This window comes from Massilia sp. UYP34 (genome assembly GCF_056279385.1).
The window spans coordinates 1-1,149 of the sequence record NZ_JBWBRF010000058.1; the positions used below are offsets into that span (position 1 = coordinate 1).

Genomic DNA, 1,149 nt, shown 5'->3' on the forward strand with positions numbered 1-1,149 from the left:
CTGTCGGTAAAACGGGAGGTCTTCATGTAGAGCTTTCTGTATCTTAAGTAGAAAATTCTACTTCTGATCGCGCTCTTTTTGCGGGGGGATTACCGATCGTCTAGCGTGTCGACGTTGAACCGATGTTCATGTTTGAGCGTCGTCTCCCACTTTTGCTCGTCAGTGCGCGCTTCGAGCTCGGTCGTGTACATCTTCGATGACGAGAAAAATGGCATCGTTTTCTTCGACGTCTTCTTCGGACGCAACAGCACCGTCAGCCCGGCACGCGTGTAATTCACAGCGTGTTCAGGATCGGTATGACTGGCAAAGCACAGCGTCGCGCGAAGAGTGACTTTCCCATTCAATGGCAGGGAGGGGAACGGGATGAGCGCGCGCAGATTCTGTCCGGCCTGCAGGGTGCCCTGATAGATTACTCGCACTTCGTTGTCCTCGCACGTCAAGACTTCATCGACACTTTGAGGAAACCGGCCGTGTCCGATGTGGCTCATCAGCATGTGCTTTGGCCGGCTAGCGTGGTGCGACATCAAGGCGCGAACCGCTAAAACGCTCAACGGAGAATTGAGGGAGACCTTCACGCCGATCGCTGTTCTAAGGGTCGCTGGAGAGCTAAAACTGGTGCCTGTCGTGTGAGCGTAGTGACCACTGAGAGCGTTGTAGACGACGAAGGGTTCCTCTTCCGAACCACCGAAGGCTACGCCATCGGGTTTGATCATGCCAGGGCTGCGGCCGGGACCGTGTGAGCTATAGGGCGCGCGCTCCCAGGACAAACCTGTGCCGTCGCAGGCGCCCACCGCCAGGGCATTGACCATATCGGAAGGAGGCTGCACCCGGCTCTCCGGCCATTCCTTTTCGCCATCATTACCGACCGCGATAGCTGCCAGCGTGTTGCCAGAGGCGAGATGACTGTCGATTAGCGCCGTCCATGGATGGACCTCGTCATCATCCATCGGCATATATGGCCCGATGCTGAAGTTCACAAAGTCGTATTGCTCAGTTTTGAGGACATGGTCGATATTCTTGAGCACATCGTAGAGGTCGACATCGGGCACATTATGGCCACCTCGAATAACCCGCTCTCGGCGTGAGCAGAGCCAGGCGAAACGTGAGTCCGCGCTCCAGCATCGCTCAGTAGCGTGATTTTCAAAGCGC

At 56.1% G+C, this 1,149-nt stretch carries 1 protein-coding gene; it reads right to left on the reverse strand.

Annotation, left to right across the window (positions count from 1 at the left end):
- Window positions 1-89: 89 nt before the first annotated feature.
- A partial coding sequence (locus ACZ9AQ_RS24170) for a S8 family peptidase (protein WP_429207350.1) occupies window positions 90-1,149 on the reverse strand: 1,060 nt, incomplete at its 5' end.